The organism is Streptomyces sp. NPDC030995 (genome assembly GCF_055571215.1).
This window is the reverse complement of record NZ_JBVIFS010000013.1, coordinates 14831-41620: the sequence shown is the minus strand read 5'-3', so window position 1 is coordinate 41620 and position 26790 is coordinate 14831. Positions and strand designations below refer to the sequence as shown.

The 26790-nt window shown below is 68.8% G+C and carries 37 protein-coding genes and 3 pseudogenes; 15 read left to right on the top strand and 25 right to left on the bottom strand.

What is annotated here, in order from left to right:
* Positions 1–99 precede the first annotated feature (99 nt).
* From ACZ45T_RS20485 to ACZ45T_RS20475, 3 genes are read left to right on the top strand one after another with little or no spacing between them, the layout of a single operon-like run.
* The gene (locus ACZ45T_RS20485) at positions 100–1614 is read left to right on the top strand and encodes a DEAD/DEAH box helicase (protein WP_468443214.1); all 1515 of its coding nucleotides are present in this window, start codon (positions 100–102) and stop codon (positions 1612–1614) included.
* 46 nt (positions 1615–1660) lie between these two features.
* Positions 1661–2065, top strand: coding sequence for a CBS domain-containing protein (locus ACZ45T_RS20480; protein ID WP_468443212.1), 405 nt, complete (start codon positions 1661–1663; stop codon positions 2063–2065).
* Positions 2066–2117: 52 nt separating this feature from the next.
* Positions 2118–2429: an SCO5918 family protein gene (locus tag ACZ45T_RS20475; RefSeq protein WP_468443210.1), complete on the top strand. Its 312-nt coding sequence runs from the start codon at positions 2118–2120 to the stop codon at positions 2427–2429.
* Positions 2430–2535: 106 nt separating this feature from the next.
* Here ACZ45T_RS20475 and ACZ45T_RS20470 read toward each other — a convergent pair whose 3' ends face one another.
* From ACZ45T_RS20470 to ACZ45T_RS20460, 3 genes and pseudogenes are all read right to left on the bottom strand, one after another.
* The gene (locus tag ACZ45T_RS20470) at positions 2536–2895 is read right to left on the bottom strand and encodes a hypothetical protein (protein WP_468443209.1); all 360 of its coding nucleotides are present in this window, start codon (positions 2893–2895) and stop codon (positions 2536–2538) included.
* 48 nt (positions 2896–2943) lie between these two features.
* A pseudogene (locus ACZ45T_RS20465) lies at positions 2944–3090 on the bottom strand (ATP-binding protein); the annotation flags it as partial.
* Between the two features lie 654 nt (positions 3091–3744).
* Positions 3745–3903 (bottom strand): hypothetical protein, encoded by a 159-nt coding sequence (locus ACZ45T_RS20460; protein WP_468443208.1) that lies wholly within the window; start codon positions 3901–3903, stop codon positions 3745–3747.
* A gap of 184 nt (positions 3904–4087) precedes the next feature.
* On the opposite strand from ACZ45T_RS20460, the gene ACZ45T_RS20455 reads away from it, so the two are divergent.
* Positions 4088–4426 carry a MerR family transcriptional regulator gene (locus ACZ45T_RS20455; protein ID WP_468443207.1) on the top strand — a complete coding sequence of 113 codons (339 nt, stop codon included), beginning with the start codon at positions 4088–4090 and terminating at the stop codon, positions 4424–4426.
* 102 nt (positions 4427–4528) lie between these two features.
* Here the strand turns inward: ACZ45T_RS20455 and ACZ45T_RS20450 are convergent, their stop codons facing one another.
* Both ACZ45T_RS20450 and ACZ45T_RS20445 read right to left on the bottom strand, forming a co-directional pair.
* Positions 4529–4873 (bottom strand): hypothetical protein, encoded by a 345-nt coding sequence (locus tag ACZ45T_RS20450; RefSeq protein WP_468443205.1) that lies wholly within the window; start codon positions 4871–4873, stop codon positions 4529–4531.
* Positions 4870–5301 carry a hypothetical protein gene (locus ACZ45T_RS20445; RefSeq protein WP_468443203.1) on the bottom strand — a complete coding sequence of 144 codons (432 nt, stop codon included), beginning with the start codon at positions 5299–5301 and terminating at the stop codon, positions 4870–4872. The genes ACZ45T_RS20450 and ACZ45T_RS20445 overlap by 4 nt, the downstream gene beginning before the upstream one ends.
* 437 nt (positions 5302–5738) lie before the next feature.
* Between ACZ45T_RS20445 and ACZ45T_RS20440 the strand changes: the two genes are divergently transcribed.
* Entirely contained in the window at positions 5739–6098 is a 360-nt protein-coding gene (locus tag ACZ45T_RS20440; protein ID WP_371639725.1) for a PRC-barrel domain containing protein, read from the top strand.
* Between the two features lie 67 nt (positions 6099–6165).
* On the opposite strand, the gene trhA is transcribed toward ACZ45T_RS20440, so the two are convergent.
* Positions 6166–6996 (bottom strand): PAQR family membrane homeostasis protein TrhA, encoded by an 831-nt coding sequence (gene trhA, locus ACZ45T_RS20435; protein ID WP_468443201.1) that lies wholly within the window; start codon positions 6994–6996, stop codon positions 6166–6168.
* Between the two features lie 219 nt (positions 6997–7215).
* On the opposite strand from trhA, the gene ACZ45T_RS20430 reads away from it, so the two are divergent.
* Positions 7216–7776, top strand: coding sequence for a hypothetical protein (locus tag ACZ45T_RS20430; RefSeq protein ID WP_266594587.1), 561 nt, complete (start codon positions 7216–7218; stop codon positions 7774–7776).
* A gap of 140 nt (positions 7777–7916) precedes the next feature.
* Here the strand turns inward: ACZ45T_RS20430 and ACZ45T_RS20425 are convergent, their stop codons facing one another.
* The 7 genes from ACZ45T_RS20425 to ACZ45T_RS20395 form a co-directional block, all read right to left on the bottom strand.
* Positions 7917–8087 carry a hypothetical protein gene (locus ACZ45T_RS20425; RefSeq protein ID WP_468443198.1) on the bottom strand — a complete coding sequence of 57 codons (171 nt, stop codon included), beginning with the start codon at positions 8085–8087 and terminating at the stop codon, positions 7917–7919.
* 105 nt (positions 8088–8192) lie between these two features.
* Positions 8193–8654 (bottom strand): SCO4225 family membrane protein, encoded by a 462-nt coding sequence (locus tag ACZ45T_RS20420; protein ID WP_468443196.1) that lies wholly within the window; start codon positions 8652–8654, stop codon positions 8193–8195.
* 192 nt (positions 8655–8846) lie between these two features.
* Positions 8847–9284 carry an NUDIX hydrolase gene (locus tag ACZ45T_RS20415; RefSeq protein WP_468443194.1) on the bottom strand — a complete coding sequence of 146 codons (438 nt, stop codon included), beginning with the start codon at positions 9282–9284 and terminating at the stop codon, positions 8847–8849.
* 30 nt (positions 9285–9314) lie between these two features.
* Positions 9315–9854, bottom strand: coding sequence for an SDR family NAD(P)-dependent oxidoreductase (locus ACZ45T_RS20410; RefSeq protein ID WP_468443192.1), 540 nt, complete (start codon positions 9852–9854; stop codon positions 9315–9317).
* Entirely contained in the window at positions 9806–10102 is a 297-nt protein-coding gene (locus ACZ45T_RS20405) for an SDR family NAD(P)-dependent oxidoreductase (RefSeq protein ID WP_468443190.1), read from the bottom strand. The genes ACZ45T_RS20410 and ACZ45T_RS20405 overlap by 49 nt, the downstream gene beginning before the upstream one ends.
* A complete protein-coding gene (locus tag ACZ45T_RS20400; RefSeq protein WP_468443188.1) occupies positions 10083–10643 on the bottom strand; it encodes a hypothetical protein in 561 nt (186 codons plus the stop codon). Before ACZ45T_RS20400 ends, ACZ45T_RS20405 begins: the two co-directional genes overlap by 20 nt.
* Before the next feature lie 103 nt (positions 10644–10746).
* Positions 10747–10920, bottom strand: coding sequence for a hypothetical protein (locus ACZ45T_RS20395; protein WP_468443186.1), 174 nt, complete (start codon positions 10918–10920; stop codon positions 10747–10749).
* A 239-nt stretch (positions 10921–11159) separates the two neighbouring features.
* Here ACZ45T_RS20395 and ACZ45T_RS20390 point away from each other — a divergent pair, with 239 nt between their 5' ends.
* Positions 11160–11462, top strand: a complete 303-nt coding sequence (locus tag ACZ45T_RS20390; RefSeq protein ID WP_468443184.1) for a hypothetical protein — start codon at positions 11160–11162, stop codon at positions 11460–11462.
* Between the two features lie 125 nt (positions 11463–11587).
* On the opposite strand, the gene ACZ45T_RS20385 is transcribed toward ACZ45T_RS20390, so the two are convergent.
* From ACZ45T_RS20385 to ACZ45T_RS20375, 3 genes are all read right to left on the bottom strand, one after another.
* Entirely contained in the window at positions 11588–11776 is a 189-nt protein-coding gene (locus ACZ45T_RS20385; protein ID WP_468443182.1) for a DUF6381 family protein, read from the bottom strand.
* Positions 11777–11906: 130 nt separating this feature from the next.
* The gene (locus ACZ45T_RS20380; protein WP_257555530.1) at positions 11907–12074 is read right to left on the bottom strand and encodes a hypothetical protein; all 168 of its coding nucleotides are present in this window, start codon (positions 12072–12074) and stop codon (positions 11907–11909) included.
* Between the two features lie 30 nt (positions 12075–12104).
* Positions 12105–12461: a PRC-barrel domain-containing protein gene (locus ACZ45T_RS20375; RefSeq protein WP_468443180.1), complete on the bottom strand. Its 357-nt coding sequence runs from the start codon at positions 12459–12461 to the stop codon at positions 12105–12107.
* Positions 12462–12728: 267 nt separating this feature from the next.
* Between ACZ45T_RS20375 and ACZ45T_RS20370 the strand changes: the two genes are divergently transcribed.
* The 5 genes from ACZ45T_RS20370 to ACZ45T_RS20350 all read left to right on the top strand — a co-directional run bounded on the left by ACZ45T_RS20370 (position 12729) and on the right by ACZ45T_RS20350 (position 15948).
* Positions 12729–13223, top strand: coding sequence for a MarR family winged helix-turn-helix transcriptional regulator (locus ACZ45T_RS20370; protein ID WP_468443178.1), 495 nt, complete (start codon positions 12729–12731; stop codon positions 13221–13223).
* Positions 13224–13341: 118 nt separating this feature from the next.
* Complete coding sequence (locus tag ACZ45T_RS20365; RefSeq protein WP_468443176.1) at positions 13342–13986, top strand: DsbA family protein; 645 nt, start codon at positions 13342–13344, stop codon at positions 13984–13986.
* A 116-nt stretch (positions 13987–14102) separates the two neighbouring features.
* A complete protein-coding gene (locus ACZ45T_RS20360) occupies positions 14103–14909 on the top strand; it encodes an MBL fold metallo-hydrolase (protein WP_468443174.1) in 807 nt (268 codons plus the stop codon).
* Positions 14910–15092: 183 nt separating this feature from the next.
* Positions 15093–15536: an aquaporin gene (locus ACZ45T_RS20355; RefSeq protein WP_468443172.1), complete on the top strand. Its 444-nt coding sequence runs from the start codon at positions 15093–15095 to the stop codon at positions 15534–15536.
* Positions 15529–15948 (top strand): nuclear transport factor 2 family protein, encoded by a 420-nt coding sequence (locus ACZ45T_RS20350; protein ID WP_468443170.1) that lies wholly within the window; start codon positions 15529–15531, stop codon positions 15946–15948. The genes ACZ45T_RS20355 and ACZ45T_RS20350 overlap by 8 nt, the downstream gene beginning before the upstream one ends.
* 321 nt (positions 15949–16269) lie before the next feature.
* On the opposite strand, the gene ACZ45T_RS20345 is transcribed toward ACZ45T_RS20350, so the two are convergent.
* The 4 genes and pseudogenes from ACZ45T_RS20345 to ACZ45T_RS20330 all read right to left on the bottom strand — a co-directional run bounded on the left by ACZ45T_RS20345 (position 16270) and on the right by ACZ45T_RS20330 (position 19543).
* On the bottom strand, positions 16270–16947 hold the full coding sequence (locus ACZ45T_RS20345) for an ATP-binding cassette domain-containing protein (RefSeq protein WP_468443168.1): 678 nt from the start codon (positions 16945–16947) through the stop codon (positions 16270–16272).
* Between the two features lie 43 nt (positions 16948–16990).
* Positions 16991–19105, bottom strand: a complete 2115-nt coding sequence (locus ACZ45T_RS20340; protein WP_468443166.1) for a bacteriocin-associated integral membrane family protein — start codon at positions 19103–19105, stop codon at positions 16991–16993.
* 141 nt (positions 19106–19246) lie between these two features.
* Positions 19247–19390: pseudogene (locus ACZ45T_RS20335) on the bottom strand (lactococcin 972 family bacteriocin); the annotation flags it as partial.
* 12 nt (positions 19391–19402) lie between these two features.
* On the bottom strand, positions 19403–19543 hold the full coding sequence (locus ACZ45T_RS20330) for a hypothetical protein (RefSeq protein ID WP_468443164.1): 141 nt from the start codon (positions 19541–19543) through the stop codon (positions 19403–19405).
* 328 nt (positions 19544–19871) lie between these two features.
* On the opposite strand from ACZ45T_RS20330, the gene ACZ45T_RS20325 reads away from it, so the two are divergent.
* The gene (locus ACZ45T_RS20325) at positions 19872–20276 is read left to right on the top strand and encodes a hypothetical protein (protein WP_468443162.1); all 405 of its coding nucleotides are present in this window, start codon (positions 19872–19874) and stop codon (positions 20274–20276) included.
* Positions 20277–20400: 124 nt separating this feature from the next.
* A complete protein-coding gene (locus tag ACZ45T_RS20320; protein ID WP_468443160.1) occupies positions 20401–20892 on the top strand; it encodes an anthrone oxygenase family protein in 492 nt (163 codons plus the stop codon).
* 47 nt (positions 20893–20939) lie between these two features.
* Here ACZ45T_RS20320 and ACZ45T_RS20315 read toward each other — a convergent pair.
* The 4 genes and pseudogenes from ACZ45T_RS20315 to ACZ45T_RS20300 form a co-directional block, all read right to left on the bottom strand.
* Positions 20940–21161, bottom strand: a pseudogene (locus tag ACZ45T_RS20315) (hypothetical protein); the annotation flags it as partial.
* 63 nt (positions 21162–21224) lie between these two features.
* Positions 21225–22022: a hypothetical protein gene (locus ACZ45T_RS20310; RefSeq protein WP_468443158.1), complete on the bottom strand. Its 798-nt coding sequence runs from the start codon at positions 22020–22022 to the stop codon at positions 21225–21227.
* The gene (locus ACZ45T_RS20305; RefSeq protein ID WP_468443156.1) at positions 22019–22552 is read right to left on the bottom strand and encodes a SigE family RNA polymerase sigma factor; all 534 of its coding nucleotides are present in this window, start codon (positions 22550–22552) and stop codon (positions 22019–22021) included. Before ACZ45T_RS20305 ends, ACZ45T_RS20310 begins: the two co-directional genes overlap by 4 nt.
* 127 nt (positions 22553–22679) lie before the next feature.
* Positions 22680–23570 (bottom strand): expansin EXLX1 family cellulose-binding protein, encoded by an 891-nt coding sequence (locus ACZ45T_RS20300; RefSeq protein ID WP_468443154.1) that lies wholly within the window; start codon positions 23568–23570, stop codon positions 22680–22682.
* A 143-nt stretch (positions 23571–23713) separates the two neighbouring features.
* Between ACZ45T_RS20300 and ACZ45T_RS20295 the strand changes: the two genes are divergently transcribed.
* Positions 23714–23944, top strand: coding sequence for a beta-galactosidase small subunit-related protein (locus ACZ45T_RS20295; RefSeq protein WP_468443152.1), 231 nt, complete (start codon positions 23714–23716; stop codon positions 23942–23944).
* 303 nt (positions 23945–24247) lie between these two features.
* On the opposite strand, the gene ACZ45T_RS20290 is transcribed toward ACZ45T_RS20295, so the two are convergent.
* On the bottom strand, positions 24248–26605 hold the full coding sequence (locus ACZ45T_RS20290; protein ID WP_468443150.1) for a non-reducing end alpha-L-arabinofuranosidase family hydrolase: 2358 nt from the start codon (positions 26603–26605) through the stop codon (positions 24248–24250).
* Between the last annotated feature and the right edge of the window lie 185 nt (positions 26606–26790).

Below are 26790 nucleotides of genomic sequence, written 5' to 3'. Positions count from 1 at the left end.
GTCGCTTTCGCATTCCATTCGGCCCGTTCTTGTGATTCCCTGCGCTGCGTTTTCGCTGCGGGAATTCCTTGATACGTGCCGCATCAAGGAAGGTTCTGAATGAACCGCACACGTACGAACGACCGTTCCTCTCGCACCCGCAGCCGCACCGGCGGCCCCGCTTTCGGCGCTGCCGCCGGTTCGGAGCGGGGCAGCCGCTTCGGCTCGTCGGCCCCGAGCCGTTCCGGAGGTCCGAGCCGCTCCGGCGGCTACGGCCGCCGGCCCGCCGCGATCCAAGGCGAGTTCGCCCCGCCGAAGACGATCACTCCCGCTCTGCCCGCCGTCGAGGCCTTCGCCGATCTCGACATGCCGGCCGAACTGTTGGCGGCCCTCGGCGCGCAGGGCCTTGTCGTGCCGTTCCCGATCCAGGGAGCCACCCTGCCCAACACCCTCGCAGGCCGCGACGTCCTCGGCCGCGGACGGACCGGATCCGGCAAGACCCTCGCCTTCGGCCTCGCGCTGCTAGCCCGCACCGCCGGGCAGCGCGCCGAGCCCCGCCAGCCGCTGGCCCTGATCCTCGTCCCCACCCGCGAGCTGGCCCAGCAGGCGACCGACGCCCTCACCCCGTACGCCCGCGCCGTGAAGCTGCGCCTGACCACGGTCGTCGGCGGCATGTCGATCGGCAAGCAGGCCGGAGCGCTGCGCGGAGGCGCGGAGGTCGTCGTCGCCACGCCCGGCCGGTTGAAGGACCTCATCGACCGGGGCGACTGCCGTCTGAACCAGGTCGCGATCACCGTCCTGGACGAGGCCGACCAGATGGCCGACATGGGCTTCATGCCGCAGGTCACCGCCCTCCTGGACCAGGTGCGTCCCGAGGGGCAGCGGATGCTGTTCTCCGCCACCCTGGACCGCAACGTCGACCTGCTGGTTCGCCGGTACCTGACCGACCCGGTCGTGCACTCCGTCGACCCCTCGGCCGGTGCGGTGACGACGATGGAGCACCACGTGCTGCACGTCCACGGCGCCGACAAGCACCGGACGACGACGGAGATCGCGGCGCGCGAGGGCCGGGTGATGATGTTCCTGGACACCAAGCACGCCGTGGACCGGCTGACCCAGGACCTGCTGAACAGCGGTGTCCGGGCCGCCGCCCTGCACGGTGGGAAGTCGCAGCCCCAGCGCACCCGCACCCTCGCCCAGTTCAAGACCGGTCACGTGACCGTGCTGGTCGCGACGAACGTGGCGGCGCGCGGCATCCACGTCGACAGCCTCGACCTCGTCGTGAACGTCGACCCGCCCACCGACCCCAAGGACTACCTGCACCGGGGCGGCCGCACCGCCCGCGCCGGCGAGTCCGGCAGCGTCGTCACCCTCGTCACCCCGAACCAGCGCCGCGACATGACCCGCCTCATGCAGGCCGCCGGCATCACCCCCCAGACCACCCAGGTCCGCTCCGGCGAAGAGGCCCTGAACCGGATCACCGGCGCCCAGGCCCCCTCCGGCATCCCCGTCGTCATCACCGCACCCGTCGTCGAACGCGCCAAGCGCAGTGCGGCCTCCCGTGGCAGGCGTCGGCCCGCTTCGACCGTCCGGCGCGTGAGCGTGCGGCAGTCCGCCTTCGATGCGGCGGCCTGAGAAGCACGTGATCAGGAAACTGACCCATCTCTGCAGGAGGCACGTTTTGACGATGATCCAGATGCAGCCCCGCTCGGCGAACGCCAACCCTGTGCACCGGACGGTGGGCGACGCGATGGAGGCGGCCGGTCCCCAGGTCTGTGACGACATGACGGTCGAGGTGGCCCTGGCCGTCATGGCCGGCGCCCGCGCGGGTCATCTGCTCGTCTGCGACGAGGACGGCCTGTGCACCGGGCTGGTCACGCAGGCCCAGCTCACCGCCATCCGCGACAGCGCGGCGTACACCGACCAGGTCCGTCTCCGCGACCTGCTGGGGGACCGCGGGCCGGTCACCTCACCCGTGACCACGATGGCCGAAGCCGAACACGCGATGCGCTACCGCCGAGTCAATGCCCTGCCGGTCGTCGATGACCAGGGCAGTGCTCTGGGCGTCCTCGCCCTTGCCCGCTGATCCGCCTCACCACGGCACGACCGTCCCCCCGTTCTTCTTCCTGTGAGGCAACATGCGCTGTGTCATCGCCCGTTTCCCGTTCGACCTGACCAAGAGCGGTGTCCTGGAGTCGATGAAGGGCATCAAGCCCGAGCAGGTCGTCGGCGAGTCAGTGATCATCGGGCGCCGCACCTACCCCGCCAAGCAGGTCGGCCAGGTCATCACCCGCCAGGACCGCCGTGACTTCAGCGCCGGTGAAGTCCTCCGGGCCATGGACCAGCTCGGGTTCACCTGCCGCGGCCTCCCCCGGGCCACCGTGCCCACGCGCGTCCTCAGCCCGCTCCAGCAGGCTTCCACGATGCTCGGCATCCCGGTGACCGTCTGACGGACAGGACCGGCGCAAGCCGACACCCGAACAGCGAGGAGGGCCCGACCGGCACGCGCCGGTCGGGCCCTCCCGCGTACCCAGGGGTTTCTTACGCGATGTCGGGTCAGTGGTCGGAGTAGCTGAAGTCGCCCATGGTCCAGGCGCTGACATCCGCGATCGAGACGCGATACATCCCACCCGTCTCCGGGATCCCCACCGTGCCCTGAAGGATGCGGGCCACATGGAAGTGCAGATGAGTGGGCGGCCCCTCGTGGGGTGTCGTGGTCGTGAAGATGGCGGCGAACTCGCCCAGGCGGGCGGAGTCCGTCAGGACCTCCGACACCCTCTGCCTCCACACGGCTTCGGGTGCCAGCCGACCGGTGATGACAGCGCCACCGGTGACCACGGTCAGGGACATCTGATTGCTCTGCCCGGACTCCACCAGGGTGGCAACGTCAACGAGCAGCTCGTCAGGCTTCGACATGGGAGCCGATTTTATGCACCGGTCGTCCCGTTCTCTCGACCGGGAGGACTACCGGTCGAGAAGAGCACTCACCGTCTTCCCGCCGGAGGCCCGACGGGTGACAGCGGTCGCTCGGGCGAGGCGGTTGACCATTGGCCAGCCGAATCCACCGGTACCGCCGTACAGGTCAGGGGTGCGCATACGAGGCGCGTCCGGGCAATCCGCGTCCGGCCCCTGCCTACCTGATCCCTGCGCCCCCCACTGCACGCCAACCCGACTCAGACATCTCCAGGAAGGGATCGAAGAGCAGTCGAAGCACGACGCCAATCGACGAGACCCGGGGGACCCCCCACGCTCGGCTGCGTCTCCTGAGCCCCTGACCTGCTGTGCAGGCTGCTCTGCGCATCCTGGGCCGACCGCGAAGGTCTAGCTCTCCTCGGCGGGCACGAAAATCTATGATGGCCAGAGTAGACATTGCGCGGTGGCGTGGTTATGGTTTCTCTCGTAGCCCAGAGAGACCGCAGGGCCTGGCAGAGACGAACTGCCGGGCAGCAGTACCCGCAGTCGCAGTTCGCATGACGGTGCGGTGGTGGAGTTCCGAAGCCAGGGTTGTTGCAGGACGGCGACGGGGCTGACGACCGGACCGGGTGGCCCGCAGTGATCAGGGGCCGCCGTGAGCAGGACCGCAGTTAACGCAGTGGCAGTACCCGTAAGTGCAGTGCGCAGTACCCAGCAGTGAAGTCAAGTGAGCAGCACCTCGGTGAAGGCGTCGGCTGCGGACGCGCGCACCGGGAAGTTCGGCAGTGGGGTTCCAAGCCAGAGCAGACGCAGGACGGGCAACGGGGCTGGCTGCCGGAGAGTGGCGCTAGGTCAGGCCACCAGCAGTACGCAGTAGAGCAGTACCAGCAGTACCAGCAGTACCAGCAGTACCAGCAGTACCAGCAGTTGATCACCGAGGGAAGAACGGAGGAGCCGAGCACCATCAGGATCGCCCGGGCCGAAAGGCTGAGCCCGGGTACCGCAGGACATCGATAGTGAGGTGGTCTCCGGTCAAGCAACCGCGATCCCCGCACTCCCGGCAGCATCTCGGTCGGGTCGGCGGAAACACAGGGTCGGCGCAGTATCAGGGCCGACAGATGGTGTAGTAGTTCCTTCGGGGCCCTGGTGCCGTACGGCACCAGGGCCCCTCCACGCGTTCCATGAGAGAGGTTCAATGACAGCAGACGACTCGTTCGGCCGTCTCGACGACGACGATTACCCCGCCTACACCATGGGCCGGGCCGCCGAGATGCTCGGCACCACCCAGGGCTTCCTCCGCGCCATCGGCGAAGCCCGCCTCATCACCCCGCTCCGCTCCGAGGGCGGACACCGCCGCTACTCCCGCTACCAGCTGCGCATCGCCGCCCGCGCCCGGGAACTCGTCGACCAGGGCACCCCCATCGAGGCCGCCTGCCGCATCGTCATCCTCGAAGACCAGCTCGAGGAAGCCCAGCGCATCAACGCCGAGTACCGCCGCGCCGCCGAATCATCCGCGCCGCCGCCCTCGGCCTGAACCGAGCGTGCCCGTCGGGATCGGCGGGCGTCGGTCGTCGGTCGTCGGTCGTCGAAAGAGTGCTATTCGGGCGCGGACGCCTCCGCCAGGTCCGCCCCGGCGTCAGCGCTGCGTGTGACCTGGTGGGGAGGCGCCCACTGCGAGGGTGGCGAGTAGCGCGGCTTCCACGTCGTGGCCCATGGCATCGGTGACGGAGAGCTGCATGGTGTCGCGGTCTACGACGTAGTCGAAGGTGTCACCGCCGACGTGCGTCGCCGGTTCCAGCGCTCCGGCGACCGTGAACTGGGCCGCCTCACATGCCAGTGAGGCGGGAAGGGGCCGGTGCTGGATCTCGGCCGCCAGGTTCAGGGGCCGCGTACGACGGCCCCACTGGTAGACATCGGTGAAGGACCGGTTCGCGATGACGATGTAGGGCAAGGCATGCGCGGTCGCACCGATCTGCCTCATCGCGTCTTCGTCGGGGCGATCCGGTAGAAAGAGTTCGAGCAGGCCGATGGCGTCGCCGCGGTTGGTGACGGGCGCCACGACCCTGACCAAACTGTTGCCCTCTCGCTGGAGGGCCGGCCGCTGGGTGTGCGCAACACGTCCGCGTAGAGGGTGCCGGGCAGAGCGACGCGCTCAGGGGGCTCGTCGGACTCGACGCTGTCGGCTGCCCCGAGCCGCACCACTGACGACCCGGTGAAGTCGACGATCAGGAACGAGACCGCAGCAGCGTTCAGGCGGTCCCTGAGCATCCGTGCGACGACGTCCAGTGACTCGACGGGGGAGGCGGATTCCGCTGCCGCGAGCATGCCCACGAGGTCCATTTCCACCAACTGCTCACTGCCGGCGCGCCCCTGATCGGCGCCTGGATCTCGCTCCTCGGTTGGGGGCATGACCGCTCCTGTCCTCCTCCGACGCCGTGGGAGCCGGCCGCTCCACGAGAACTGCTCCCTGACGCTCCTTCCGAGCGCCCGAGGCCTTACGGTCTGCCCCCACAGCCTCGTAGAAGGCGTCCCCACGTGCGGTCGCAGCCTGTGCCCACGGCCGGCCAGTCCGCGAAACCCGCTGGGGCGACCGTCCGCAACCCTGCCCGAGGACCCGCACGCCAGGTGGCTGCTGCTGCCCGTGCAGGCCGCGCTGCCTGACTGGTTCACCAAACAGCAGGCATCGGCCCTACTCGGGGACGCTGCCCGGCCACCGGCATAGCGCGCACGCCCGGAATCCTGAGGACCCGGTTGCGAGGCAAGCGCCGGGGCATGGGGATGGACGAGTCAAGCCGGCGGTGTGGCTGTGGCCGCCGCCTTCGAGCCGAGAGTCAGGAGACGGGGTTGTGAGCGGTGTGTGGATGTACGCGCAGGACAGCGGCTACACGTCCCGGCAGTCACTGGTGGGGTTCACGGTTGAGGCGGCTGACGGAACCATCGGGCACGTGGACCGCCAGCAGGACCAGCCCGGCATGCAACACCTGGTCGTCGACACCGGCGTGTGGGTGTTCGGCAAGAGCATTCTGATCCCGGCCGGCGCCGTCGCCGGCATCGACACCGAAACACGGACGGTAAAGGTGTCAGGGACCCGGGAAGAGATCAAAGCCGCTCCCCAGTTCACCACCGACAGCGAAACGGCTGACCACCGCTACCTGTCCGCCGTCGGCAACTACTACCTCTCCCTCCGCCGCCCCCTCGCACCCTGACCCGAAGCCAGCCGGCAACTCGCCCGCCCCAGGGCGACAGCAGCCCCCGGGCAGAACATTGCCGTGCTCAGTAGACGGTGAAGGAGATGGCGATGTAGTGCGCGGTGAAGGCTGCCACGGTCAGGGCGTGGAAGACCTCGTGGAAGCCGAACCAGCGGGGCGAGGGGTCGGGGCGCTGAAGGGCGTAGACAACCGCGCCCGCACTGTAGAGAAGCCCGCCGGTCACGATCAAGGCGAGTACGGGCGCCCCACCACTGTCCAGGAAGTCGGGCAGGTAACGCACCGGTGCCCAGCCCAGGGCCAGGTAACAGGGGGTGTACAGCCAGCGGGGAGCTCCGACCCACAGGACACGGAAGGCGATGCCGGCCAAAGCGCCCGTCCACACGATCCACAGCAGGACGGACCGCTGGTCAGGGGGGAGAAGGAGCACGGCAAGCGGGGTACAGGTGCCGGCGATGATCAGGAAGATGTTGGCGTGGTCGAGGCGACGCAGAACGGCCTCACCGAGTGGTCCCCACGTGCCGAGGTGGTAGACGGCGCTCGTCCCGAACAGCATCCAGGCGGTGACGGAGTACACGGTGCAGGCCAGGGTGGCGTGCGGTGTCCCCGCCAGGCAGATGAGGACGATGCCCGCGGCCAGCGATGCGGGGACCATTCCGGCGTGAAGCCAGCCTCGTAGCTTCGGCTTGATCGGCTCCACCAGATCGGCCGCTCGCTCGACCAGGTCGGCAACCGGGTGGGAGTCCTCGGCGGCCTTGTCACGGTGCGATCCGGAGGGAGGACCACTTGGCTCGCATCCTCCGACCGTCGGTGCGGAAGACACACCGTCGGTTTCGACGTCGTCGCGGGACACTGCTTCCCTTCCTGCCTCGGACTGCTGGGCGTCGCTGGCAACCACGTGCTCATGTTAGGAGCCTGCCCGCAGGAGCATTGCCCGAGGCCTGCCTCGGACCACCGGGGCCGGCACCGCCGGACATGGTCTGTTCAGCCGCCCATGGTTCCGGTCCTGGAGGCCTGCCGCCAACTGGGGCCGTGGAAGTCGTGTAAGTCGGCGGGCCATGGGAACGATCAGGGCTTCCGAACGGCCTCTCCGCTCTCCTACGTTCAAGGACCGCCGATGCTTCCCGAGTTCCGCTCCCACGCATCCGCCCCCCTTTCCCACCAGCTGGAACAGCGACTGGGACTGGACCCACGCCTCGAAGCGGGCCGAATCGACGTGGAGCGTGTCGCCGACATCGCCGTCGTCGCATCCGCCCACTCCGATGGGTACGCGGCCACCGCGCACCTCCTCGGACTGCTGGCCGCGCTCCCCGCTCCCACCGAGGCCGGAGAACGCTTCTGGTCGGACCTGTGGAGGACCTCAGGCTCCCTCTACCTGCTGCCCGCCAACATCAAGACGTTCGTGCTGAGTTCGCTGGCCGGAGAAGGCACCGGTCTGGCCGGTCAGATCCTCTCGGCAGTCGACGAGATGACCCCGCCCCAGCGCGTCGCAGCCGGAGAGGTAATCGGCCAGGCGCTCGCCGAATCCGACCACCTCCCCGACCTCAAGACGCAGGTCATCGGCGAGCTGTGGCTCCGGGACCTCGAACTCACCGCCTGGCGGGTCCTGCACGCGGACCACAAATCAGCTGATCCGGCTGAGCGGAAAGCCTTCCTCGACGCATGGAGGTGTGTCTGAGCGCCAGGTTTCCTCTCGACACAGCACGGCCGTAGACGGGCCATCGACGAGCGCCGCCGCTGCTGTTCGGGTCCAACGGAACCCAGAGAGCCGGTGAGGGGAGGAAGGCGTGACGCCTTGTTCCCTCCCCCACCCGATCGTCAAGCGCCCTTCGCCTGCCTCTTCACCGCTCCCTTGACGCGGGCAGCGCGTACCCGGGCGTCGATGCCCCCGGCGACCTCCTGCTGGCGTTCGTCGTCGAAGTGCTGGTAGATCATCGCGGCCTTCTCCGATGACGAGAGGGTCGAATTCGAGCGGGTGCTTGGCCTCATGATCGAGCCCCCTCGCTCCTTCGCCCCGTACACCTTCTGACCAACGCCGCCGGGGCCAACGCATTTCAGCGTTGGCCCCGGCGGCATGTCCGCATGGCCGTACGGCTAGACCCGCGCACTCCTGGCGTCGCGCCGCCGCGCCACGTAGCGGAGCAGGGCCCAGATCGCCGCGGCGTTGACCAGGGCGCTGACCAGGACCGCGCCGTAGAAGCCGAAGTCGGACCACATGTCGAGCTTGGTGTCGATGGACGTGTCCGGTGCCACCCAGTCCGAGGGGCGCGGGGCGGACTCCGGCACGAACTCCGTGGGCGGCGGCTCGGGAGGCGGCTGCGAGCCTTCGTAGATGGGCCCCTCGACCGGGGCCGACTCGTCCAGGGCGTCCGCGGCGGGTCCGAAGGTGCTCAGCAGCAGGAGGCTGACCGGCGCGGTGGCCAGGATCGGCAAGGCTGCGAAGATCCCGATGTCCCCGGTCCGGCTGCCGATCGCGATGTAGACCAGCATGGCGACCACCAGGGCCAGGTATCCACCGGGCACCCACATCTCGGGCTTCGACCAGCGCCGCACCATGACGTTCCCCGTTCCGTTCCGCTTCGTTCGACCTGCGCCCAGTCTCGAAGCTGCCGAGGACCGCCACCTGAGTACGCCTACTCATCCTGCTCGGCCCCGAGTACCTGGTCAGAGCCGTGCACGGCAAGAACACCGGGAACACCGTGCAACGTATCCCCCATGTCCGGCACACGGCGCCGGAGGATTCCGCGACTAGACCACGACCCCGGCCCCGAGTCCGCCGGCACCGATGGCGCCCCGCAGGACGTGGGTGATCTCCTCGGGCTTGAGGTCGATGCCGTCGAGCCCCTCCACGGTCAGCGGGATCTCTTCCAGCGCGTATTCGCCGCGCCCCTCGGCACTGAACTCGGGGCCGGTGCGGTCCTCGAAGGACCACGTATCGATGCGGGCGAGGTAGAAGAGCTGACGCTCGTCGTCGGACTCCATCGTGTGCAGGAGGCGGATGACATCGGCCTTCCCCGCGATCTCCTCGTGGATCTCCCGGTGGAGGGCGGCCTCCCGGGACTCGTCGCTCTCCTCGACCCCGCCGCCTGGCAGCACCCAGTACACGGGGACTCCAGGCTTGGTGCGGCGGATGACCAGCATCGTGTCGTCCGCAGTGACGAGGACGGCTCGGACTCGTTCGATCATTTCGCTCTGTCTCCTTGCTTGTTGACGGTCTCAGTGCAGCAGCCAGCCACCGTCGACGTGGACGGATTGCCCAGTGATGAACGACGCGGACGGGCCGCCGAGGAACGCCACCAGGGCCGCTACGTCTTCGGGGCGTCCGCGTCGCGGGACGCACTGGCGGTTGATCTGGTCTTCCGGGCTGGCACGGTGGTGGGCGGGGATGGCGGTCTCGGCTTCCACCTCGATGGCGCCGGGCAGGACGGTGTTGACGCAGATGCCGTACGGGCCGAGCTCGCGGGCCAGGGAACGGGTCAGGCCCAGGAGGCCCGCCTTGGCGGTGCTGTAGGCGACGAGGTTGGTGCGGCCGGCGCGGGCGTTGACGCTGCCGATGTTCACGATCCGGCCCCAGCGGCGTTCGATCATGCCGGGGGCCAGGGCGTGGCAGGTGCGGTAGTGGGCGGTGAGGTTCACGTCGAGGGAGTAATTCCAGGCGGCTTCGTCGGTGTCCTGCCAGGGGACGCGGGGGTAGGACCCGGCGTTGTTCACGAGGATGTCGACGGGGCCGATCTCGGCGCGGACGAGGTCGGCCATGGTCTGCACGGCGGTGGGGTCGGGTCGGCGTTCACTGCGATGCCGGGGCTTCCGTCGCGCTCGAAGGCGGCGAGGAGGGCGTGGGCGTCGGGGTCTTGGCCGAGGTGGTTGACGGCAACGGTGGCTCCGGCGGCGGCGAGCGCCCGTCCGATCTCGGCGCCGATACCGGTGGCTCCGCCGGTCACCAGGGCGTTGCGGCCCTGCAGCGGCCGGGCCTGGAGGGGGATCTCAAGCAGGGGCAGGGACATGGCTGCTCCGTTCACCGGGGTTGGGGTGAGGTGCCTGTGTAGTGGTGAAGAACGCGTCGAGGGTCGTGAGCGGGTCCTGGCTTTCGGCGAGCTTGATCAGCACGAGCAGGAGGTCGTGTCCGGTCAGCCGGGCTGCCGGAATGACTCCGAGGATGCGCAGGGCGAGGAAGGCGTGGATCTCCTCCAGGGCGGTGCCGCCCTCACCGCGGAGAGCGTCCAGGGCCCGGGTGATGGCCGCACCGCGGCCGAGGCCGGTGTTCCAGGAGTACCGGACGTCGATGTGCCGACTGCCCTCGCGGAGCTCCAGGTGTTCGATGCGGGGGCGGGTCTGTGGCGGGAGGGAGAGTCGGAGGGTGCGGGCGTACACGTCGGGTTGGTAGTCCGGGACGAGCCAGCCGCCCAGGGCCATCAAGTACCAGAGCGGGTTGGCGGCTTCGCCGACGGCGGTGTTGCGGCCGGCGAACTCGGCCACCTGGCGCGACTTCCTCGACTGCGCAGACGGCATCCGCTCGGTCAAGGTCCAGGCCGCTCTGCAGGACATGCGCGTCCGCCTTCGGCGATACAGCGGAGTCCCGGAGGCTCAGGAGCTCCGCGAGCGAGCAGCCCGCGTCACTGGCTGACGAGCTGCTGGAGTGCGCGGAAGGTTAGCGGGTGGCCCGGGTGATCCAGTCCAGGTATTCGGCACGGCCCGCGTCGATCGCGAACGCGATGACCTCAGGCGCCACCTGCATAATCGTCAGGCCGCTGGCAAGGCGTGGCCGGCGCAGCTGCGCGCCCAGCCGACGTCGTCTGATGGTGGGGTTTCCGTTCGCCACCACGAGCGGAGCGACTCCGGCTCGGGACCGTACACCAGCCACAGGAATGCCACGGCCGGACTCGGGTGAACGCGTTCGCCGTGCAGTAATGATCAACGGGCCTTGTTGCCAGGCGTCACTCTGGGCGAGCCGGGTCCAGGCCGCCGCTGGCCTGCGCGGGTGACGACGGCCCCTGACGCCGGGCACGGAATCGGGGGCCGCCACACACCTCCCGTCCCCCTAGAGGTGTGGGCCGGGGGCACGTGTCGGCGGCCAACGCCGCGGGCCCTCCTGATTCCGCCCCGCTTCTCGGGGCTCAGGAGGCGGAGGGCCTCCGTACCCGGTGGCAGGAGGTCCAGCAGGGATTCGTCGACGACCCGAGGCAGTCGGTGCTCGCGGCAGACGGGCTCGTCGCCGAGGTCATGCAGCTGCTCGCCACCACCTTCGCCGACCACAAGCAGAGCCTCGAAAGCCAATGGCACCGCGGCGAGGAGGTCGCCACCGAGGATCTGCGCCTGGCCCTGCGCCAGTACCGGTCCTTCTTCGACCGCCTGCTCAGCACCTGACCACCGGCCCTGACCGCGACGAGTACCGCCCGCCGTGGGTGCTGGACGCAAAACACCGGCCGGTGTCTCCCTCACGTAGAGAAGAACGCGCGGGCAGCCACCGGCCGGTACATGTCGTAGGGCCGTCACATGGGGTCGACGTCCCCGAGGCCCCGCTCGCTCTCCTTCTTGCTCTGCTCCGAAAGCCGCACGGCCTTGTCCTTCAGCCGCTGACGCTCCGCCGGGTCGGTGGCACGCTCCGCGGCCTGCTCGAGCTTCGCTGCCTGGTCACGCATCTGCTGGGCGCGGCTGCCGGACTCGCCTGAAACGCTCATGATCACTCCTGGGATCTGGGGGAGAGCGGATGCCACCAGCGAAACAGCGCCCCCACCCCCGCGCATCCCGAACGGTCACCCACCGCTATCCCCGCAGCACAGGCCTGGTGCAGAAGGTCACCCTGCCGTCTCAGCGGATGTGGCGGCGTCCGGAGCGACGCCCGCGCATGCCCAGGTAGACCAGGGCCGCCACGAAGACCAGGATGCCGATGAACAGCAGATAGAGCATGCCTTCGGCGACAGCGCCGATGATGCCCAGCACCATCGCCACGATGACCAGGATCAAGAAAACCTTCACGACGTGGACACCTCCTCGGGCGAATGGGGCTCAGCGGCGGGCGAGCAACCGCTCACCGCCCGCACCGGGCCGGTAGGTGAGGCCGTAGTGCTGGAAGATGGCTGCCTCTTCCTCGGCGGGCAGGACGTCGTCCGTGCCGATCGAAGGGCTCTTCTTCACCAGCGCCTTGTCGTAGCCGACCTTGACGTACACCGGCCCGACGATCGCGCCGTCCAGCGGAACGAAGACCAGCCGGTGCCGGGTGGGCAGCCCCACCAGCACGGTGGCCATGGCCGGCGCGTCCGTGCTGGTGTCCACGTAGACGGCCTCCAGCGCGCCGATCCTGTGCCCGCCCGAGTCGACCACATCGTGGGTACGCCACTCGCGAATGTCCGCTGCCTGGATCATCCTCAGGTCCCTTCGCAATCACAGCCCGGCCGGTGCACTTCTTAGCCTGCCCCCGCCTGGCGGAGGGAATCAGCTCGGCAACGCGACAGCCCCGGCGCGGCTGCGCCGCCCGCGTCGAGAGGGCGGCGGGCGGATCCGCCTCGGCCGGGCCCTGCCGACCCAGGGCTGTCCGCGGCGCCTGCCGGGGAGGGCGTTGCCGCGAGCCGGGCGGCCGGGAGGGGCGATGATCGTGCTGGGATCCGGATTGGACGAGCGAAGGGTGTGGCGGTGGGTGAAGGTGCGGGGATCGCTTCGGCGCAGGAGGCGGCCAACGATGAGCTGGTGCTCGCGTTCGGACGGCTACAGGGGGCCGCGGGGCGGCTGGAGTACCTGCTCGGCGGTGCGATCGAGGAGGAGTTCGGGATCAGTCACCTGATGTACGAAGTGCTGCTGATCGTGGGCCGGGCGGGTGGTCGGGGCATGTCGATGCGGGCGATCGCGCAGGAGCGGGTCCTGACCACGGGCGGGATGACCCGGCTGGTGGACCGGATGGAGGCCGCCGGGCTGGTGGTGCGCGCCGACGACCCCGCGGACCGCAGGGGCAAGCTGGTACGGCTCACCGGGCGGGGCGAGGACCTCGTGGTGCGGGCCAGCCGGCTGCACGTGGAGAACATCCGCCGCCACTTCCTGGCTCCGCTGCCCGAGGATGCACGGGAGCAGTTCATGGAGTGCCTGCGCATCCTGTCCCACTCGGCGCGGGACGCGCTGCCCCGCCTGCGGTAGGGGCGGAAGCCCCGAGATCGAGGGCCTTTCAGCAAGCCGGAATACCTGACACGGCAGATACTGTTCAAGCAGGTATATCGCTTCGGTGTGGAGCGACTCCCTCTGCGAAGGCCTTCCCATGAAACTCGTCTACGTCTTCGACGCCTACTGCGGCTGGTCCTACGGTTTTGCCCCCACACTGGCCGAGGTCACCCTGCGCCACCCCGAACTGCCCGTCGAAGTCGTGTCGGGCGGTCTGTTCACAGGGCCGCGGGCCGTGCCGATCCGCGAGTTCGGCTACGTCCAGGGCGCGAACGCCAAGATCAGCGAGCTGACCGGTGTCGTGTTCGGGGCCGGGTACGAGCGGCTGATCGCCGACGGCTCGTTCGTCATGGACTCCCTGGACGCCGCCCGAGGCGTGACCGTGCTGCGACAGGCGGCCCCGGAGCGGGCGGTGGAGCTGGCCGTGGCAGTGCAGGCCGCGTTCTACCAGGACGGCCTGAGCCTCTCCGACCCCGACACCTTCTCCCGGATCGCCGCGGCAGCCGGCCTCGACCCGGTAGAAGCCGGGGCCGCGCTCACCGCACCGGCCGCACGCCGCGCGGCCGAGGCCGACTTCCGGCGGGCGGCCGACCTCGGCGCGAAGGCCTACCCGACCCTCCTCGTCCAGGACGGCGACCGCACCGCGGTGCTCGCCGTCGGCCACGCCCATCCCGACACGATCGACACCGTCCTGGAGCAGTTCGGCTCCGCCCGCACCCCGTCGGCCGCGTCCGGCCGCTGAATCTCGGCCGACACACCCGCACGGTCTGCTCCCACCCGGACACGGCGGGGTGAACCTGAACCCCAGACGACCGGCAGCCCGCACCCCTCACGCTGATCCCAGCAAAGGACATGATCATGAGCACTCTCGACTTCAAGGTCATCGACCTGGACTTCCCCGTCGGCTCGAAGAACAAGACCGCCACCCTCATCACCGGTGAGCACGACGCGTTCCTCATCGACACCGGGTTCACCCGCGCCGACGGACACCGGCTGGCCGCCGAGATCCTCGACTCCGGCAAGAACCTCACCAAGGTCTTCATCAGCCACGCCGACCCCGACTACTACTGGGGCGCCGAGGTCATCGCCGATGCCTTCCCCGACGCCGAGATCCTCGCGACACCACTGGTGATCGAGCACATCAAGGCCGCCTACGAGAGCAAGCTCAAGGCCTGGGAGCCGGTTGGCGCCAACCGCCCCACCCGGCTGGTCGAGATGACCGAACTGACCGGTGACCTCACCTTCGAAGGCCACGTCTTCCAGCTCAAGGGCGGCCACCCGGGGCTGCCCGACCGCCACTACCTGTGGCAGGCCGAGCACCGGGCGATCGTCGCCGGCGTCCTGCTCTTCCAGAACGAGCACGTCTGGGTCGCCGACACCGGCAAGCCCCAGGACCGCGCTGTGTGGATCGAGCTGCTGGATGAGATGACGGCCTTGAACCCGGCCTTCGCCGTCCCCGGCCACCGCCTGCCCACCACGACCCTCGACGCGAGCCCGATCGCCTACACCCGGGACTACCTCACCGCCTTCGAGGCCGAACTGGACAAGGCCGACAGCGGCGAGGCCCTGACCGGCGCACTGGTCGCCCGCTACCCGGACGCGGGGATGCTCATCGCGGCCCAGCTCGGCGCCAAGGTCGCCAAGGGCGAAATGACCTGGGGCTGACCCGCACCCCGCGTTCCGGTCCCGGGCACCCAGCCCGGGACCGGGCAGACCCTGACCACCGAGCCCTGTGAGAGAGCACGATGAGCACCACCACCCGCTCCGCCGAGGCCGGCCCTCCCGCGCCTGTCGTCGCGCGTACCTATCGTGACCGTCGTCCGCTGGCTCATGGCACCCCCCTCTCGGGTGCTGCTCGGCCTGATCCGCAGTCCGTGGGGGCGGCGTTCGGGCGCGCACATGAACCCGGCGGTCAGCGTCGCCCTATGGCTCATGGGCGCGTTCCCCGCACGCTGGGTCCTTCCCTATACGCTCGCCCTGCTGTCCGGATTGCTGGCCGGGGCGGGGCTGGCACGTCTGGTCTGGGGCCAGGAAGCGGCCGCTGCCCCGGTCCGGTTCGCCACTGTTCAACCGGCGCCCGCCTGGAACGGCTTCTCCGTCTTCCTCGCCGAAGCCGGATGCCTGATCGCCGTCACCCTGCGCACCCGTCCGGCGCCGTCCTCGGCGCGGGCATCCACCAGTTGCTGCAGCGCTACGGAGGAGCCAGGCGCGTTCCCACTTACCGCCGGTGCCCCACCGCCACCGAACGCGTCCTGTCCTGACCGACCTGAGAAAGGACATCACCATGAGTGAGACGACCGATTTCCACACCTCCACCGCCCCCGCCGACGTGGTGCGCCGTCAGTACCTCGCCTCGGCGAACGGCGACCTCGAAGCGCTGCGGGCCACCCTGGCCGACGACGTGGAATGGACCGAGATGGCGGGCTTCCCCCTGGCCGGCACCTACCGCACCCCGGGCGGCGTCACCTCCGCTGTCATGGAACGGCTGGGCAAGGACTGGGACAACTGGACCGCCCATGACGACACCTACATCGTCGATGGCGAGAACGTCGTGGTCCTGGCCCGCTACACCGCCACCAACAAGGCCACCGACAAGGACATCGACGTACGCGTCGCCCACCACTTCATCGTCCGCGGCGGCCGCATCGTCCGCTTCGAACAGTTCGTGGACACCGCCAAAGTCCGCGACGCCATGAACGCCTGAAACCGCGGTACTCACGATCCCGTGGAGCCGACCGGAGACCGCCTCACGAGGGTGGTCCTCGACTTCCAGCGGGCTTCGGTAATCACAACGAGCCTCCGCGTCCTCTGCGCTGCTTCGTTTCGGGCCGAGCGAGACACTGGGCCTCAGCATCACTGCGCGCGCTCTGATCGAGGACGAGCATGGCCGTCGGCTGGTTCGTTGCCCGTGGATATCCAGGTCCGCCATGAGGGCCACCGCCGGAGGCCGTGACGAAGTAAGCGGCACGATCGCTCGAAGGGGCTCCGCAACCCTACTGGCACAAGACGCTGAGCCCATACGAGATCACCTCTGGGCTGACCTCGGCGGGAAGGCCATTACCGGGGCAGGCTCGTTGACAGCGAAAACGGTGTCGCAGCGGTCACGCACATAGTCGTTGTGGGTGGCGATGACGACAGCGCATCCGGCGTGGCTCATCTCGCGGAGGATATCGACGACCATGGTGGTGTTGGCGTGGTCGAGGGCGCCGGTCGGCTCGTCGGCGAGTACGAGTGCCGGCTGCTTGACCATGAGTCGGGCAAGGGCCACCCGCTGCTGTTCTCCGCCGCTGAGGTAGTGGATCTTCTCCTTCTCGCGCCCGGCGAGGCCAACGCGGTCGAGGGCCTCGGCGATGGTGAAGCGAGGGCTGTGCTTCAGCGACCGCCGGGGTTTGATGGCGGCCTCCAGGTTGGCGGCGACGGTGGCGTTCTCGATCAGGGCGTAGTTCTGGAAGAGGTAGCCCAGTACCTCGCGGCGGAACCGCCGGATCCCGCGCCGGTCGAATCGGGTGATGTCCTTGCCCTGGTGTCGGATCGCGCCCGCGCTGGGTGTTTCCAGGAGACCAAGGCAGTTGAGGAGGGTGGACTTACCCGAGCCGCTGGGGCCGACCAGGGCGAGCATCTCTCCGCCGTTGATGGTCAAGGTGACATCGGACCACAGGGTCCGAGGGCCGAAGGATTTCGACAGCTTCTCAATATCGATCACGGCGCTGCTCCTCCTGAGTGAAGGGGTGTGGGTGTGGGTGGCTTCATCCTTCGGTCGCCCCTTCCTTGACGATTCGGCGGTGGAAGACCATCAGCGCCAAGAGCACGGCACCGGCCTCGAAGGCGACCAGCCCTGTGGTGAGGCCCAGGTCCAGTGCGGTGATCTGCGCAGGTTCGCTGGGAGCGGGGATACCGAGGGCCGTGTACTCCTTCAGTTCCTGGTTCTGCTGCCACACGTCGAACGGGACCCAGCCGGCCAGGAGAACGGCGAGGACTCCCTCGACAGCCAACACGGAACGGTGGCTGGCCGCGAACGTCCAGCCGCTGATGTGCTTGACGAAGATGGCCTGGGCGTTCTTGCGGGAGTAGACGATGCAAACGCCGATGCCGGTAATGACAAGCACGGCCACGGCTACGGCCAAGTTGAATAGATGGAGCCGGAAGTCGTTGAGCGCGTCCCGCATCTGCAGGGCCGCGTTCTGCCCTACCGGACGGATGGCTATGACTTCGTCCTGCAGCTTGTTCGCTTCGATGCCTTCCTGGATGTGGGCAGGGTCGGGGAAGACCACACCTCCCTGGGTGGCGAACGAGGTGTAGGCATTGTCGGTGAGGAACCGCGATCCGTTGGGGATCACGACGAGAACCGGGTCGCTGACCAGCGAGCGGTCTTCCTTGATGTTGCGGGCGGCGGTGTGTGCCTGGTCGCCAGAGCTGTAGCCGAAGACTCGTTGGCCGCTCTTGGCGGTAAGCGTCTGCACCTGGTCCGGCCGGATGCGTTCCGGTTGGGCTGGGCTCAGGGTTCCGGGGATCTCCGCGGCGATGGCCGATGCATGCCGACCGAGGGATTCGGGCACGAGCACGCGCACGGCGTGGGCGTCGGGGCCCTTGCCGTCCTGTGGTGCGGGTGTATAGCGGCTTCCCGCGGGATCGAAGAAGGGCTGCTCGGTGAGGAAGGTCTCGTTAACGATGAGCAACTCGCCCTGGGGCAGGCCGGAACGCGGAGCTATGTCACGGAGTTCGCGGCGGCCGGCGACGATGAGCTTGCCAGCCGCGTCGGATTGGCGCAGCCATCGCCCAACACTCTCTTCCATCACCTCTGTGTCGTCTTCGCCCAGGCTGCCGTTGAGGCGGATTGAGGATGTATCACCCACCTTGGCGTAGACGTCCCTGCTCTCCTGTCGGGAGAGGATGTCCTGGCCGGCCATGACGACAGAGGTGGCGATGCTGAGGGCGAGCAGCAGGGCGGGAACGCGTACGAGGTACGCGGAGACGGAGGCCGCTCTGGCAGGCAGTTCGCCCTTGAGCGCGGGAAGGATGTCGGTCTTGAAGGTCAGGGCGAGCACGGCCGCGTGGGTGGCCAGGATCAGAAGGACGAGAAGGCCAGCGATGCCTGCGGTCACCGAAGCGAAGAGGCCAATCCAGGCGAGACCGTTGTACCAGCCGAGGAGGAGCAGGACGACAGCGGTTACCGCGCCGGCCGCGATCGCGCCGAACGCGGCCAGTTGACGCAGGTCACGGAGCAGGATCTCGGCGAAGGACCTTCCCTGCAGGCGCAACACCCCGTACGTCTTCGCGTTGAGCAGGACACTCGCGCCGGTCATCGTCACAGCGGCCAGAGCGACCACACCGAGCGCCAAGGCGAGAGCGCCGTCCGAGTAGTACGGAGCCAGTTCCGCTAGGGAGAGCGGGTGCTGCACACTCGCCTGCAGGCCCAGACTGGCAAACTCGGCCACCAGGGCTTTGGCGGCCTCCGGCGGCCCGAACACGTAGTAGAAGCCCCGCGGGTCCCGCTGTCCGATCTCAGCGAGCGGATGCACCTCGGTGCGGTAGTCCCGGCCGAACGCCGGATAGCCCTCGTTCAGCCATGACGCCCCATCGGAGTCCGGGGAGCCGGAAGCAAGGTAGAGATGTCGGCGGCCGTCGGGGTCCTTCAGGTCAGGCACCTCGCGGGCGACCGAGACCTTGTGATCTGCGGCAAACGACGCCAGATCACCCGCGACCTGCGACCCGCTCGTCGAGTCGTCGGAGTCAAGCACCCAGACCACAGCCGAGTGACCGAGCACCCAGTCCTCGTCCAGCCCCCGCACGAACAGAAACGAGACCACCGCGGAGAACGCGAGCACGGCGGCGTAGATGAATTTGATACCTCGGTGCAGCATCGACTACCTAGGTTGGAGCGCTTGGGGGCATGACGTGGGGCTGAGCACATCGCAGAAGAGCCCGGCCGTGTGGGGGACCTGTTTCCGGCCCCCCACACGGTCAGGGATGACTACGCGAAGCCCGGAGAACTGCGAGGGTTCTCAGCTGCAGTTGGAGCGGTAGTAGGACTGGTTGCCCCACGCCGCCTCCGGCGCCGATGCGTAGGACGTCCTGTCCTTCTCGACGTTGCCGCTCTGCGCGAGGTACTTGCCCTTCGCCGAGGAACCGTGACAACGGTCCGGGTGATAGTAGTTCGATTACACGAAGTCGCTGCTGCTGACCCCGAAGTACCACTTACCGCCACTGACATCCGACTCGCCGGCCAGCGCCGGGGCAGCGACGGCCACCACGAGCGCACCAGCTGCGACAGCACCCTTGATCATACGACTGACCTGCATGTTTAACTCCATCTTCGAGATCAGAACGGGGATGGCTTACGGGAAGCCCAGAGAACCGCGAAGGTTCTCAGCTGCAGTTGGAGCGGTAGTACGACTCGTTGCCCCCACCTGGCGGACAAGACGGACCGCGTGGTGGAGAGCCGCGACCCGCTGGGTGCGGCGGCGATGTCCACGTACGACGCCCGTGGCCGGCTGGCGGCAGCGACCACGGGCGTCTGGTGGACGGGCTGTGAGGCCGGCGCTTCGCCTGACATTTCGCGGGCCCGCATCGTCGGACTGTCGAGACACCGCCGATCCACCGCCGCGAGGCAGAAGAGGGGACCGCGTCATGGCCACACAGACGACGGCAGTACAGGGCAGACTCACGTTCCCGCAGGTCGCGATAGCCCTGCAGACCTTGGCCCTCTTCTTCCAGGCGGTCACCGCCGGAATGCTGCTGTCCTCGTCCCTCGGCGCGGTACTGCACGACGCCGGATCGAAGGTGATGTACGGCGCATCGATGCTGTACGTGCTCGCCGCGATCCTGGCCTGGCGGTCGGGCGGCGGGTCACCCCGCCCCATCCTGTACGCGTCCGGCTTCCTCGTACTCGCTTCGGTGCAGGTGGTGCTGGGCATCGCGCACATGTCGTCGCTCCATGTCCCCCTGGGCATCCTGACGTTCGGCCTGAGCGTGCTGGCGCTGGGCCAGGTACTGTCCAGCCGCTCATCGGGGCGCTCCGGCACCCGGTCGTAGCCGCCGCGCGAACCACTGCCGGTGACGCACCACAGCTCTGGCTCGGGTCCTCTCCCGCCTCCACCACTCAGGGCCGTCGACCGGACCTGGCCCCACAAGCACCTATGTACTGGAGCCAACGACCATGCGCATCCGACTCCTCCAAGGACTCGCCCTGCTCGCCACCGGCCTCCTCGCCGGCGCATTCGGCTACGGCGCGGCCAACCTCGTCCCCACCTTCAACGCAGTACCGCTCGACATGCGGCTGTCATTCCACGCCGAGCTGATGAAGATGAACGGCATCACCATGCAGGCCGCAATGGCCGTGTCGACGCTGAGCTCCCTCACTCTCGCGACCCTGACACGCGGCCGCGCCCGCCTGATCGCGGGTACGGCAAGTCTGCTGACCCTCGCTTCCTTCCTGATAACCCGGTTCGGGAACGTTCCGATCAACGGCCGGATCAAGGAATGGGCACTCACCTCGGCACCGGTCGATCACGCGGAGATCCTGCGGCGCTGGGAACTCTTCAACAACCTGCGCACGCTCACCGCCCTCACCGCGTTCGCTCTGCTGATCATCCTCTCCCTGAGGCAACCGCCGCCTGGCCCGAAGCAGCCGCACACCACCCCAGCCTGAAGACGAGGGGCGTGCCCCAACCGTGCCCTTGAAGACGGTCACAGCGGTCAGATGCCGCGCCCCTTGCGCGGATCACCTCGCCCGCGCGGTTCGGCCGGGTGCCGACGCCGGAAGCGGGGACACGAGCGTGCGGGCGGTCCCAGCCGGGCCGGCTGCCCGCGGTCGGCAGGAACCCGCTGGAGCCGGACGGTGGCGTCGATGTCGTCGGCGAGCCTGCGCTGGTGCTCCTTGGTGGAGTGCTGGTAGATCAGCTGGGCTCGTTCCGAGGACGCTCTCGACATCCACGGCCTCGACCGCCGCCGCACCCGCGCCATCGGGCTACGGGCGTGGCCTCATCGTGCCGGGGTGAAGCCGCCCCAGACCGAGAGGGCGCCGCGGGGACCGCCGGCGTCGACGCGGTAGCCGTCGTGCTCGACCTCGCGCTCGCCGGCGGCGTGGTTGTACTGGCCGGCGAAGACATGCTGTCCGGCCGGGACCGTGCGGCCCGGCTTGAGGATCCAGCGGTAGACCACTGCTCCGCCCTCGTGCTGCACGGTGACGGTGAAATCCTCGGCGGGCAGCGTCCGCCAGCTGCCGGTGCTCTGCACTGCGCCGGTCTGCGTGATGCGCAGTTCCACGGTGAGTGCGGTAAGCGGCTGGGTGGTCTTGAGGGTGATGTTGCTCTGAGCCCAGAAGCTGTTGCTGTTCGTCCCCAAGGAGCCGGCCGACCACAGGGGCCCGTCCTGGACGTGCGCGCTGTCGGGCCGGGCCGAGCCCGCGCTGCCTGACATCGCAGGGCTGGGGCTCGTCGAGGACGGGCGGTCCGGCGCGGTCGGGCTACCGGTGGTGGGCGCCGACGGCGTCGGGTGGGGAGTCCCGGTCGCGGACGGCGCGGCGGGGGTGGCTGAGATGTCCGGCCGGGCCGGCGGGGACTGGACGATGGCGGCGACGGCGAAACCCCCGACTGCCAGAATGCCGGCCGTGGCGAGGGATGCGAGCGCGACCCTGGGCCAGGGCCTCGTGCCTGATGACTCGCGGGGGCCGGCGGGGGCGCCGGACATGCCGCGTTCCATGCGTGCCAGGATCCGGGCGCGGTCGGGCTGGTGGGCCTCGGCGGCCGCGCGCAGCCGCCCGGTGAGTTCCTCGTTCAACGGCTCCTCCTCCCCGCCAACAGTTCCCCGGCTGCTCCTGTGCTGCCCAGCATCCGTTCCAGTTCGGCCATCCCCTTCGAGGTCTGGCTCTTCACCGTACCGACCGATATTCCGAGCGCCAGAGCGGTGTCCTTCTCCGACAGGTCGAAGGCGTGCCGCAGGACCACGCATGCCCGCTTCCGGAACGGCAACCGGTCGAGAGCGGTCCGCACGTCCACCACGGCGGCCACGTCCGGACCGTCCAAGGGCTCCGCGCCGCGGGACCAGAACAGGGCGATCCGGCGGCGCTCGCGCACCGTGCTGCGGATCCGTGACCGTGCCAGGTTGGCGACCACACCACGGGCGTAGGCGAGTGGGTACTCGGCCTGGCGCAGCCGGTCCCAGCGCTGCCACAGTGCGATCAGGGCGTCCGCGGCCAGATCGTCGGCACTGTCCGCCTCGCCCGTCAGGAGATGGGCGAACCGGGCGAGTTCGGCGTAGTGGCGTTCGAAGAAGTCGTGGAACTCCGCGGACGCGTCATCGAGGACCATGTCCGTTGCCCGCCCCCTCCGCAAATGTGTGCGCTAACATCCGGGCGGCAGCGTACCAACGCCCGGTGCGGCCCAGGGCGCTCCGATGCGCCACACCCCGGATCCGCCACCCGGCCGCGGTGCGGTGTCAGTGCGGGGCGAACTGGACCCGGGTCGGTTGTGCGACGTTCGGCAGCAGCGCGGTCCCGTCGACCGTCAGCTGCTCCCCGTGGATGTCGGTGATCCTCATCGCGCCGCCGCACCCGCTGCCGTCGGCGGAGAGGAAGTAGTTGTAGTCGGTACGAGGCAGCCTCCGCCAGCCCTTGGTGGTGCGTACCTCCAGCCGTGCGACCGGATTGCGGTGGTCGATCACCTGGATGCCGCACCAGTGGGGGCTGGACCCGGTCTTGTACCGGACGGAGATCGTGCGGGACGTCTGGGGGCTCAGCAGGCTCCAGGTGATCGGGATACGGCCGACCTTGAGATCGGCCAGTTTCGCGAAGGCCTGTTCGCTGAGGTCCAGTTGCCCGGGTGCGCAGGGCAGTGGGCACTCGTTGGTGATCCGGACCGTGATCGAGGCACCGCTCGCGGCGCGGACGCGCACGTAAGCGCCGCACGCCCTGGACGACTCGTAGTCCGTGGTGTTCATCGCCGCGATCATGAGGTCGTCGGTCGGGCCGAACAGGCAGGCGCCGTTGCCGTCGCCGGCGGCGTAGGCGGTGGCGACGCCCTTGTAGGTGGTCTCGGGCTGGATGCGGCCTGCCGACGGTGCCGTGCTGGACGCCGCCTGCGGGGTTGCCTTCGCCGAAGGCTGTGGCGTCGCGGTGGTGGTACCGACGGCCGCAGTCGGGGTTTCCGCGGCATGCGAGCTGTCCGTCGGGGGCGCGGGGCTCGTCGGGGTCGAGGGCGTGGCTTCCGCCTGGGTGGCGGCGGGGGCCACCACGTCGGCCCCGACCTCGGCCTTGGGGCCGGGGAGCATGGCCGTTATCAGGCAGACGAGGACGCCCGCGGCGGTCAGCGTCACCGCCGTTCCCATCATCAGCCTGTGTCTACGCCTGCGCTGCCGCGCGGCCTGCCGTGCAGTCTGCATGTCCGTCCGTTCGAAGATTCGAGTCGAGGTGCACTGCTTGGTCGCCGCAGGATGCGAAAAGGTTGCCGACGGTTCCCACCGGGGATGACGAGGTGGCGAAGAGCCGTTCCATTTCGCCGCGCGCCAGCTGGACCGACCAACAGCTCGACGCCGCACGGCACCCCAGCGATCTCGTCCCGGGCCCGGTGATCCACCTTCACACCGACCATGCCGTCCAGGGCCTCGGCAGCGCCGCTGTGGGACCCGGTGTCCTGGCGCAGTACCGGCTCGAACTCGCGTCGGCGGACTTCGCGTTCATCCTGGCTTCCCTGCAGCAGAGCTGAGACCGTCGAGCGGCCCGCCGCACCAGAGTTCCTGGTGCGCCGGGTCACTCCGTGCTCACCGCCCTGCTCGGCACTGCGGCCTCGGACTCCACCGCCCGAGGCGCGGTGTCCGCAGTGGCGTCGTAGTGCTTCGGTCCGTACCCGCGATGAAAGTCCAGAAGAGAGAGGAACCCCAGCCGACGCACGGCTGGGGTTCCTCGAGGCGGTGAGTATCGGTCAGCAGGTGGAGTCGCCCGTGCCGTAAACCGCTCGTCTCCGCGCCGGCAGGCCGCCCCGAATCGCGATCACCGTGGATCGGGCAGGTTAGCGCTGCAGGGTGAGGACACCCGGCCGGTACGGCAGTTGGTCGTACGGGCCGCCCGCGGTGGGGGACTTGCCCTGGTAGAGGAACTGCAGGTTGCAGGGGTCGACGGTCATGGTCTGATCGGGGTTGTTGCGGACCAGGTCACCGTGGCTGATGTCGTTGGTCCAGGTGGCACCGCTGTTGGCCTTGCCCGCGAAGGGGTTGCTTTCGCTGGCGGCCTGCGGGGTCCACGAACCGCTCAGGCTGGAGGCCGTGAACGAGCGGAAGTAGCGCCCCTTCGCACCCATCGCCTCAACGATCATGAGGTACTGGTTCTGGCCCTGAACCTTGTAGACCTGCGGCGCCTCGAACAGGTTGTTCTTCGAGTCGCTCATGACCGTCGTGTACGACGAGCCGAAGCTGCCGGGGAAGTTCCCGATCGGCATGCTCGCCCGGTAGATGTTGCCGTTGTCACCGGCGAAGAACAGGTACATGTTCTGGCCGTCAGCGATCAGGGTCTGGTCGATCGGGCCGGTGCTGGAGTTGGGGATGCTACCGGTGAACAGCGGCTGCGGCGAGGACCAGCCGTTGGGGTTGGTGGGGTCGCTCGACGTGCGGTAGATGAAGGGCCACGAACCCCACTGGTACGCCAGCACCCAGATGTTCTTGGGCGCGAAGTAGAACAGCGTGGGCGCCACCGCGGCCTGGCTCATCCCGGTCTGGCCGGCCGACGCCATGTCCGGCCAGTTCGTGAAGGGGCTGAACATCATCGAGCCGTACGACGATCCCGCCGCGTTCGACGCGTAGACCAGGTGCTTGCCGTTGTACACCACGTTGGTGAAGTCCTTCACCGCGGCCCACCCGTTCGCCGGCTGTGCCAACGCACCCGTCGACGTCCACCGGTACGTCGACGGAAGAGCACACGTCGGCACGGGCGTTGTCGGGGTCGACGTCCTGGACGGGCCGGTCCACTGCTGGTTGGTGCCGGACCAGCAGGAGTACAGCTGGATCTTGGTGCGGTTGGCGGTGGCCGCGCCGACGGCGTCGAGGCACAGCCCGGACTGGACGCCAGCGATCGAGCCGTTGGTGTTGATGTTCCACTGCTGGCTGGCGCCGCCGTCGCAGTCCCCGATGACCACCGCGGTGCCGTTGCTGGTGCCCTTGGCCCTGGCGTCCAGGCACTTGTTGCCGTAGATCTTCAGCTGCTTGCTGGAGGTGTAGGTCCAGCGCTGGTTGGTCTGTCCGTTGCAGTCCCACAGCTGCGCCTGGGTGCCGTTGACGGTGGTGGAGCCGTTGATGTCGATACAACGACCGGAGGGAACGCCCTTGATCTCCCCGGTACCGGTCCCGCCGGTGGTACCGGGGGCGGCCTTGAGGGCGTTCACGACGGCGGTGTGGGCGGCCTTGGGTTTGCCGTTGTTGTCGAACAGCAGGGGGCTGTCGCCGCTGCGCCAGGAGTCGCTGTCACGGATGCCCCATACCGTGATGCCGGTGCACCGGGCCACGGACAGGCAGGCGTTGACCGTGTTGGCGTAGTGGGTGGACGACGCCTGGGCGATGTCCAGCTCGGTGATCTGGACGTCAACGCCCAGGGCCGCGAAGTTGGACAAGGTGGTCTGGAAGCTGGACGGCGGGCCGCTGGTGCCGAAGTGGCTCTGGAACCCGACGCAGTCGATCGGCACGCCGCGGGACTTGAAGTCCTTGACCATGCTGTAGACGCCCTGGGTCTTGGCGTCCGACCAGTTCTCGATGTTGTAGTCGTTGTAGCAGAGCTTGGCCGAGGAGTCGGCCGCCCGGGCGGTGCGGAACGCTTCCTCGATGAAGCCGTTGCCCAACACGTTCTGGAACACCGAGCTGCGGTGCTGGGTGGAGCCGTCGGCGAACGCCTCGTTGACCACGTCCCAGGCGTAGATCTTGCCCTTGTAGTGGGTCATCTCGGTGGTGATGTGGTTGTTCATCACGCTGCGCAGCGTGTTCGCGTCGCCGATGGAGCTGACCCAGGACGGGAGCTGCGAGTGCCAGACCGTGGTGTGGCCGCGCACGCGCTGGCCGCGTGCCAACGCATGGTTGACGATCTGGTCGGCGGGGCCGAAGTTGAAATTGCCGCGGGACGGTTCGATTGCGTCCCACTTCATCTCGTTCTCCGGGGTGATCATGTTGAATTCCCGGTCCAGGATGTTGGCGTACGTCGAGTCGCCGAGCCTGCCGGCGGCCACAGCGGTGCCGAAGTACCTGCCCGAGGGGGCCGCCTGCGTACCCAGGTTCGCGGCTCCGGCGGAGCTGGGGAGGAGCGTCACGACACCGGCCACCATCGCCGCGGCCGACAGTCCTATCGTCAGTGTTCGGCGACGCCGGCCGAGCCGGTGCAGGCCCTTCATGACTCTCCTCGGGGGTCGCGGGTCACCCTGGGTGCCGTGATCGTGCGCGCATCGGCCGGTACGGCCTGATCCGCCGCGGGGTGGGTGCGGTGCAGGACGTGGCGCCGTTCCTGCGTACCGGTCGCCCGGGGGTCGTGGGTGTGTCGCGTCATTGGAGGGGCTTTCTTCAGGGGATACGTCAACGG